8 protein-coding genes and 1 pseudogene are annotated in these 8,661 nt (G+C 66.9%); 2 read left to right on the top strand and 7 right to left on the bottom strand.

Features of this window, described 5'->3' with window-relative positions:
• The 4 genes from VGH54_RS16510 to VGH54_RS16495 all read right to left on the bottom strand — a co-directional run.
• The coding region (locus tag VGH54_RS16510) for an endolytic transglycosylase MltG (protein WP_331513143.1) at positions 1-718 on the bottom strand (718 nt) is incomplete at its 3' end.
• Positions 711-1,208: a Holliday junction resolvase RuvX gene (gene ruvX, locus VGH54_RS16505; RefSeq protein WP_331513141.1), complete on the bottom strand. Its 498-nt coding sequence runs from the start codon at positions 1,206-1,208 to the stop codon at positions 711-713. The genes VGH54_RS16510 and ruvX, both read right to left, overlap by 8 nt.
• On the bottom strand, positions 1,209-3,911 hold the full coding sequence (gene alaS, locus VGH54_RS16500) for an alanine--tRNA ligase (RefSeq protein WP_331513140.1): 2,703 nt from the start codon (positions 3,909-3,911) through the stop codon (positions 1,209-1,211). It abuts the gene before it with no gap.
• A gap of 111 nt (positions 3,912-4,022) precedes the next feature.
• Positions 4,023-4,424, bottom strand: a complete 402-nt coding sequence (locus tag VGH54_RS16495) for a secondary thiamine-phosphate synthase enzyme YjbQ (protein WP_331513138.1) — start codon at positions 4,422-4,424, stop codon at positions 4,023-4,025.
• A gap of 167 nt (positions 4,425-4,591) precedes the next feature.
• Here VGH54_RS16495 and VGH54_RS16490 point away from each other — a divergent pair, with 167 nt between their 5' ends.
• Positions 4,592-5,218, top strand: a complete 627-nt coding sequence (locus VGH54_RS16490; RefSeq protein ID WP_331513137.1) for an antibiotic biosynthesis monooxygenase — start codon at positions 4,592-4,594, stop codon at positions 5,216-5,218.
• A gap of 175 nt (positions 5,219-5,393) precedes the next feature.
• Positions 5,394-6,014: an antibiotic biosynthesis monooxygenase gene (locus VGH54_RS16485; protein ID WP_331513146.1), complete on the top strand. Its 621-nt coding sequence runs from the start codon at positions 5,394-5,396 to the stop codon at positions 6,012-6,014.
• 92 nt (positions 6,015-6,106) lie between these two features.
• Here VGH54_RS16485 and VGH54_RS16480 read toward each other — a convergent pair whose 3' ends face one another.
• The 3 genes and pseudogenes from VGH54_RS16480 to VGH54_RS16470 all read right to left on the bottom strand — a co-directional run.
• On the bottom strand, positions 6,107-7,033 hold the full coding sequence (locus VGH54_RS16480) for a CoA ester lyase (RefSeq protein WP_331513136.1): 927 nt from the start codon (positions 7,031-7,033) through the stop codon (positions 6,107-6,109).
• A gap of 14 nt (positions 7,034-7,047) precedes the next feature.
• Complete coding sequence (locus VGH54_RS16475; protein WP_331513145.1) at positions 7,048-8,232, bottom strand: CoA transferase; 1,185 nt, start codon at positions 8,230-8,232, stop codon at positions 7,048-7,050.
• Positions 8,232-8,661 (bottom strand): annotated as a pseudogene (locus tag VGH54_RS16470) (LLM class flavin-dependent oxidoreductase); the annotation flags it as partial. The pseudogene VGH54_RS16470 and the gene VGH54_RS16475, both read right to left, overlap by 1 nt.

The raw sequence follows: 8,661 nt of genomic DNA, 5'->3' as shown, positions 1-8,661 counted from the left end.
CGTTCCAGGTGCCCGGCCCGATCAGGCCTTCGATCCGACGGTGATCATCACCCATCGCCGTGGCCGAGGCGACGGCCCAGGGCGGTACGGAAAGTGAAGCCAGCGGCGTTTTTTCGGCCGCGGTGCGTAAATCGGCCGCGGCAACACAGTGCTTGTCGCCGTTCAGCTCGACGCAACTGGCGTTGGCGAGCATGGTGAAGATGCCAGGTGTGGTGGCGTTGGTTTTGACGTCGGTGGTGTCGTCGAGCTGCTCACCCTCGGGAATGACGACCTTGCCGACGCGGCTTGCGGGATCGGTGAGCGCCTTGACCGCCGAGGCCGCCGGAATCTCGGTGCGCAGCCGGTAGTAACCGGGCTGGATCGCCGAAATCGCTTCGTTGCCTTGGGCAGCTTCGATGAACACTTTCACGGTTCGGACGACGTCTTGTTTGTGCAGCGTCTCGCCGATTGTCGTGGTCGAGTCCCCGGGGTGCACCTGGATCACCAGGTCCTGTTTGCCGTCGCCGGCGAAGTCGTTTTGCGGGCCGAAGCTGTGCCACATCCTGGAGCCGACGAACACTGCGACGACAACCACGCCGATGCACAGGCTGACGAGAATTCCGCGGGCGGTGCGCCGTCGACGACGATCCCGCTCGGCGCGCAGCCGTTCGGCGCGCGACCGCCCTCGACGCGGCGACCCCACCGCCACCGGCCGAGCGCGCTCCCGGCTGTCAGACACCGTTGACCTCCCCGGGCAGCGTGGAACGACGTTCGTCGAGCCAACCCTGCAGGATCGCCACCGCCGCCGCCTGGTCGATGACCCTACGCTGGCCCTTGGCCTTGATCCCGGCCTGGCGCAGCGATCGCTGCGCGCTGACGGTCGTCAGGCGTTCGTCGGCCAGCCGCACCGGAATCGGCGCGATCCGGCCGGCCAGCACCCCGGCCAGTTCGATCGCGTCAAGCGCGGACGGGCCGGTGCGGTCGGCCAGGGTTCGCGGCAACCCGACGACGACCTCGACGGCATGCAACTCGGCGACCAGCTCGACCAGCCGCCGCACGTGCTTGGCCGACCGATCCCGGCGGACCGTTTCCACCGGGGTAGCCAAGATGCCGTCCGGGTCGCTACTTGCCACGCCGATCCGCACACTGCCGACGTCGATGCCGAGCCGCCGCCCAGCTCCGGGATCGTCACTGCCGGGCCGATCCGGCAGGCGATGCGAGGAGTCCACTCAGCTGATCCTTGCTATCTCTGCACGCACCGCGTCGAGCGCCGCGTCGATGCCCGACGCGTCCTTGCCCGACCCCTGCGCGAGGTCCGGCTTGCCGCCGCCACGTCCGTCGACCGCTGCGGCAAGCTGCTTGATCAAGTCGTTGGCGCGCAGACCCAGATCCTGGGCCGCGGGGTTGGCGGCCACGGCGTACGGCACGCTGCCGTCTTCGCCCTCGGCGATCAGGGCGACCACCGCCGGATCGTTGCCGAGCTTGCCGCGGATATCGCCGACCAGCGAGCGCAGATCGGCGGCCGTCATGCCGGCCGACATCCGCTGCGCCACCACTCGGACGTTACCGACGTACTGCGCTCCGGCGGCGGCATTCGCCGCGGCCGCCCGCGCATTGGCCAGCCGGTTGCGTTCGATTTCTTTCTCCGCGACCTTCAGCCGCTCCACCAGGTTCGCCACCCGGGCCGGCACCTCGTCCGAGGGCACCTTCAGCGACGACGCCAGCCCGGCCATCAGGGCCCGCTCCTTGGCCAGGTGCTTGAACGACTCCAGACCGACATAGGCCTCGACCCGGCGCACGCCGGACCCCACCGATGATTCGCCGAGGATGCTCACCGGTCCGATCTGCGCCGAGTTGTGCACGTGGGTTCCACCGCACAGCTCCAGCGAGAATGGGCCACCGATCTCCACCACGCGTACTTGGTCGGGGTAGGCCTCACCAAACATCGCCATGGCGCCCATCGCTTTGGCCTTGTCGAGTTGCTCGAGGAAAGTGTGCACTTCGAAGTCGGCCTGCACGGCCTCGTTGGTGACTTCCTCGACCTGGCTGAGCTGCTCAGCGCTCAGCGCGCCCTGCCGGTGGAAGTCGAATCGCAGATAGCCCGGCCGGTTCAGCGACCCGGCCTGAACGGCGTTGGGTCCCAGCACTTGTCGTAGCGCGGCGTGCACCATGTGGGTGCCCGAGTGCCCCTGGGTGGCACCCTTGCGCCAGCCAGGGTCCACGGCCGCGACCACGGTGTCGCCCTCGACGAACTCGCCGGACTCCACGTTGACGCGGTGCACCCATAACGTTTTGGCGATCTTCTGCACGTCGGTGACGGCGGCCCTGGCGCTCCCGCTGGAGCCGGTGCCACTGATGCTGCCGGTGTCGGCGACCTGCCCACCCGATTCGGCGTACAGCGGCGTGCGGTCCAGCACCAGTTCGACGCGGTCGGCACCCACGGACTCCTCGGTGCCGTGCGCCACCACCGGCACCCGCTTGCCGTCGACGAGGATGCCCAGAATCCTTGCCTGCGAGGTCAATTCGTCGAAGCCGGTGAATTCGGTGGGGCTGGCGTCGACTAGCTCGCGGTACGCCGTCAAGTCGGCGTGCGCGTGTTTGCGCGCTGCGGCATCGGCTTTCGCGCGGCGGCGCTGCTCGGCCATTAGTTCCCGGAACCCGAGTTCGTCCACTTGCAGATCCGCTTCGGCGGCCATCTCGAGGGTGAGCTCGATCGGGAAACCGTAGGTGTCGTGCAACGTGAAGGCATCAGAGCCGGACAGCACCGTCGCGCCGGATGACTTGGTGGCACCGGCCACCTCTTCGAAAAGCCGCGAACCCGATTGCAGCGTCCGGTTGAACGCGGTCTCCTCGGCGACCGCGATCCGGTTGATCCGGTCGAAGTCGGCGACCAGCTCCGGATACGACGGGCCCATCGCGTCGCGCACGGTGGCCATCAGCTCGCCGACAATCGGGCCGTCGATGTCGAGCAGCTTGGCCGAGCGGATCACCCGCCGAAGCAGCCGGCGCAGCACGTAGCCGCGGCCGTCGTTGCCCGGGCTGACGCCGTCGCCGATCAGGATCGCGGCGGTGCGGCTGTGGTCGGCGATGATCCGGTAGCGCACGTCGTCGGCGTGGTTGCCGACGTCATAGCCGCGGGGCGCACGCCGGGCCACCACGTCGATAGCCGGACGCAGCAGGTCGGTCTCGTAGACGTTGGCCACGCCCTGCAGCAGGAAGGCGACCCGCTCGACGCCCATGCCGGTGTCGATGTTCTTGCGCGGCAACGGACCCAGGATCTCGAAGTCGTCTTTGCTGGTGCCCTCGCCGCGCTCGTTCTGCATGAACACGAGATTCCAGATCTCGATGTAGCGTTCCTCGTTAGCTTCCGGGCCACCGTCGATGCCGAACTCGGGACCGCGGTCGTAGTAGATCTCCGAGGACGGGCCGCACGGCCCGGGAATGCCCATCGACCAATAGTTGTCGGCCATCCCGCGGCGCTGGATTCGCTCGACCGGCAGGTCCGCGATCTCCCGCCACAGCTGCACGGCTTCGTCGTCATCGAAGTAGACTGTGGCCCAGAACTTTTCCGGATCAAGGCCGTATCCGCCGTCGTCGACATTGCGCGTCAGCAATGTCCAGGCCAACTCGATGGCCTCGCGCTTGAAATAGTCCCCGAACGAGAAATTCCCGGCCATCTGGAAAAAGGTGTTGTGTCGGGTGGTGATCCCGACTTCGTCGATGTCGGGCGTGCGAATGCATTTCTGAATGCTGGTGGCGGTCGGATACGGGGGGGTGCGCTGGCCGAGGAAGAACGGCACGAACTGCACCATGCCGGCGTTGACGAACAGCAGGTTGGGGTCGTCGAGAATCACCGAGGCACTCGGTACCTCGGTATGACCCGCGCTCACGAAATGATCGAGGAACCTCTTCCTGATCTCGTGTGTCTGCACTTCTCCGCTTCCTCTTGATTTCGACCTACCCGGCCGGTATCAGCCTATTTCGACCGCATCACAGTACCGGTCCCGCCGGGTCGCCCCATCACACGACAAAGGTGACCGCGGTTACCCCTGCAGGAACGACAAACGCACCGAGCGCCGCGGGTTGTCCCGGTTCAGGTCGACCAGCACCACGCTCTGCCAGGTGCCCAGCAGCGGCTCCCCCGCCTGCACCGGCACGGTGATCGACGGCGCGATAATCGCCGGCATCACGTGATCGGCGCCGTGACCGAACGATCCGTGCGCGTGCCGGTAGCGGTCATCGCGCGGCAGTAACCGCTCCAGGGTGTCCACCAGGTCGTCATCGGAACCGGCGCCGGTCTCGATGATCGCCACCCCGGCTGTCGCGTGCGGGACGAAGACGTTGCAGAGTCCATCGCCCCGCGGAAAGCAGAACGCGCGCACTGAGTCGGTCAAATCGACGATACGGCGACGCGCGGTGTCCACATCCAGGACATCGGTATTCACCTGACCAGCCTACGGGGCATGCTCGGTGACCTGCCATGTCAAGCCGTCGATCCCGAGCCAGCACACCCGTATTGCCCATTGCCATAGGTAATCCGGCGGAGGAAAGTTGATTGAACCGGTGGCGCCACCGGGGGCGCTGCCCCGAGGAGAAAGAAAAGGGGTGGATCGTGTACGCGCGCTCTACCACCATCCAGGCGCAACCATCGTCGATCGATGCAGGAGTTGCGCACCTTCGCGATGCCGTCATGCCGAGACTTCAGGAGGTTGACGGCTGTGTCGGCATGTCGTTGTTGGCCGACCCGCAGACCGGTCGGTGCATTCTGACCACCGCGTGGGAAACCGAAGAGGCGATGCAGGCCAGCGCCGAGCAGATACGGCCGATCCGCGATCGAGCGGCGGACGAGTTCGGCGGTGTCGGCGACCCAATGGTCGAAGAGTGGGAGATCGTAGTGCTGCACCGCGATCACCGCTCCGGTGCGGGCGCCTGTGCCCGGGCGACGTGGGTGCAGTTGCCGACAGACCAACTCGACCAGGGCATCGAGTTTTACAAGTCGTCCGTCCTGCCCGAGCTCGAGGCACTCGAAGGCTTCTGCAGCGCCAGCCTGCTGGTAAACCGTGCGTCCGGACGCAGCGTGTCCTGTGCGTCCTTCGACAGCCTCGAGGCGATGCAGCGCAGCAGGGACCAGGGAACAGCCATCAAGGATGAGAAGATCCGCGAGGTCGGCGCCCAAGAGCTCGACGACTGCGAGTTCGAGCTCCGACTCGCCCATCTACGAGCACCCGAGCTGGTCTGATCGAAGGGGGCGACCGGCCGAACCGAGCGACTGGGTGTCGGCCGGTATCGCCTTGTGCCATTGAAGAACAGGCGCGGCGGCTTGCCCATTGCCACGGCTAATCCGGCGGAGGAAGGTGGTGAGTGGAACCGGTGGCGCCGCCGGGGCGCTGCCTCCGAGCGAAGAGGGTGGTCTCGTGTACGCGCGCTCTACCACTATCGAGGCGAAACCGTCGTCCATCGACGCCGGGATCGCGCACGTCCGCGATGTAGTCATGCCTGCACTCCAGAAAGTCGACGGCTGTCTTGGTGTGTCGTTGTTGGTCGACCGTGGCTCTGGTCGTTGCATTGCGACCAGCTCGTGGGACAACGAACAGGCGATGCGCGCGAGCGCCCGCGCGATACGACCGGTTCGCGACCAGGCGGCTCAGACCTTCGGCGGCAGCCCGACGGTCGACGAATGGGAGATCGCGGTGCTGCACCGAGACCACCCCTCGAGCCCGGGTGCCGGCGTGCGAGCCACCTGGCTCACGGTGCGGCCCGACCAGTTCGACCGGGCCATCGAGTTTTACCGCGAGTCGGTGCTGCCCGCGATCGAGGAGCTCGAAGGCTTCTGCAGCGCGAGTCTGATGATCGACCGCACATCCTGGCGGGCGGTGTCGTCGTCGACGTTCGACAGCCTTGAGGCCATGCAGCGCAACGAAGAGCAAGCGCGATCACTGCGTACCGCCCGCCTTCGCGACCTGGGCGCCGACCAGTTCGACGTCGGCGAGTTCGAATTGGCGATCGCACACCTGCGGGTGCCCGAGCTGGTCTAGGCGACTCTCGGCTTTGCCCTTGCTTCGCCGAGACCAACGCAAGCGACATACGCTCTTGCATTCTTGCGCGCTGGCGTCGATCTCGGCGTACGTCAGGACCCCGAGGGCGAGGGACCCCGCCCGATCAGCGCTGCCCGTTTCAGCGTCGCCTGAGCCATCTTGACGTGGGCCGCGTCGACCAGAACACCGTTGACGCCCACCGCGCCCAGACCCTTCTTCTCGCCTTCGCGGTAGGCCGCGACGTTGCGCTCGGCGAGCGCGATCTCCTCGTCGGTCGGCGCGTAAACCCGGTTGGCGACGTCGATCTGGCTCGGGTGAATGGCCCACTTGCCGGTGTAGCCCATCAGCGCGGCCCGTCGCGCGTCGCGCTCGTAGCCCACCAAGTTGCCGTAGTCGGGGTAGGGCGCGTCGATCGCGTCGATACCGGCGATGCGGGCCGCGACGATCACCTTGTTGCGGGCATAGGCCCAGAAGTCGCCGGGATATTCACCGAGCGGGTCGAAGTTGGTGTCCACCCGCGCACCCTGGGACAGCGAGAAGTCGCCGACACCGAAGATCAGCGCGTCCAATCGTGGGCTGGCGGTGGCGATCTCTTCGGCGTTGGCCAGTCCCTCGACCTCTTCGATGAGCACCTCGAGGCGGATCTGGCGGGACAAACCGAGCTTGGCCTCCAGCTGGGTGAGCAGTACGTCGACCCACCAAACATCGCGGGCCCGAAGCGCTTTCGGGATGATGATGGTGTCGAGGTTGTCCCGGACTCCGGCGACGACCTCGAGGATGTCGTCATGGCACCACTGGGTGTCGAGCCCGTTGATGCGGATCGCCCGGACGGTACGTCCCCAGTCGAGTTCGTTGAGCGCCGTGACGGCTTTGCCGCGGGCCGCTTCCTTGTGCGCGGGCGCGGTGGCGTCCTCGAGGTCGAGAAAGACCAGGTCGGCCTCCGACGCTGCGGCGCGGGCGAACATGTGGTCATTGGCCGCGGGCACCGCAAGTTCCGAGCGGCGCAACAGCGAGGTCATCTACCGGGCTCCTCTCACAGCACACCCCGGGTATGCAGGTCGTCGATGTCGCCGCCGGCCAGCCCGAGCAGCTCGCCGTACACCTCGGCGTTGTGTTCACCGATCCGCGGGCCCAGGTGTTGCACGCGGCCGGTCGCACCGGAGAAGCGGGGCACCGGAGCCTGGACGGTCATCGCGCCCAGTTCGTCGTCGCCGACTTTGACGAAGACTTCGCGGTGCGAAAGCTGCTCGTCGGCAACCAGATCGGTGATGTCGTAGACCGGCGCGGCGGCCACCTCGGCGGCATCGAAGATGTCCATCGTTTCGGCCAGCGTCTTGGTGGCCACCCAGTCGGCGACCACCTGGTCCACCTCGCGGGCCCGCGCCAGCCGGCGCTGCGGGTCGGAGAAGTCGGCGTCGTCGACCAGGTCGGCGCGCCCGATCGCGCGAAACACCCTCAGCGCCAACTGCGGCGAGCTGCCCGACATCGCCAGCCAGCGATCGTCGGCGGTGCGGTAGGTGTTGCGCGGCGCCGAGATGTCCCAGCGGTTACCCGCCCTGGTCGGCACCAGGCCGAGCTGGTCGTAGCCCAGCAGGGTCTGCTCCAGCAGCCGCGCCAGCGGGTCGATCAGGTTGATGTCGATCAACTGCCCTGGCGCCCCGTGCACGTCGCGGTGGTAGAGCGCCATCATCACCGCGTAGGCGGCGTTGAGCGACGCCACCCCGTCGGCAAGCATGAACGGCGGCAACGTCGGCGGTCCCCCGGCCTCGCCGGTGATGTTGGCGAAACCACTCATTGCCTCACCGAGCGTGCCGAATCCGGGCCGTTCGCTTTTCGGCCCGGTCAGCCCGTAGCCGGTGATGTGCAGCATCACGATCTTGTCGTTTACGGCGCGCAGCGCCGGGTAGTCCAGTCCCCATTTGCGCAAGGTGGCCGGCCGGGTGTTGACGATCACCACATCGGCGTGTTCGACCAGCTGCCGCAGTAACGCCTGGCCTTCGGCCACGCGCAGGTTCAGGGTGATCGATCTCTTGTTGCGCGACAACGACTTCCACATCAGACCGACCCCGTCTACCTGGTTTCCCCAGGTGCGGATCGGGTCGCCGCCGTCGGGCTGCTCGATCTTGATGACGTCGGCGCCGAACTCGCCGAGATACGTGGCCGCCAGTGGCGCCGCGGCCAGCGTCGCTACGTCGAGAACCCGGATGCCTTCGAGCATCATGCTCCGACGGGCACGCAGGCCGGTCGTTGCAACCCGAGGTGATCGCGCAACGTCGACCCGCTGTAGGAGTCGCGGAACAAGCCGCGGTGCTGCAGTTCCGGAATCACCATCCGCACCACGTCTTCGAACGCGCCCGGCAAATGCGTTGCGGCCAGGACGAATCCGTCGCAGGCGCCGCCGTTGAACCACTCCTCCATCTGATCGGCGACCTGTGTTCCGGTGCCGACGAAGCGCGGGCCCTGCAGCAGGGTGGCTCGGTGGCCGGCCAGATCGCGCAGGGTGATTTTGTCGCCGATGTGGGCGCGCAGGTTCTGCACCAGCCCGCGAATTCCCGACACCGATTCGATGAGCTCATCGGTGATCGGGTCGTCGAGGTCGTGTTTGGCGAAGTCGTAGTTCATCAACTCCGAGAGTAGGGTCAGCGAC

The sequence above is a fragment of the Mycobacterium sp. genome, assembly GCF_036488105.1.
Lineage (GTDB): Bacteria > Actinomycetota > Actinomycetes > Mycobacteriales > Mycobacteriaceae > Mycobacterium.
The sequence above is the reverse complement of the archived record's forward strand: the minus strand, read 5'-3'. Positions and strand labels throughout refer to the sequence as shown.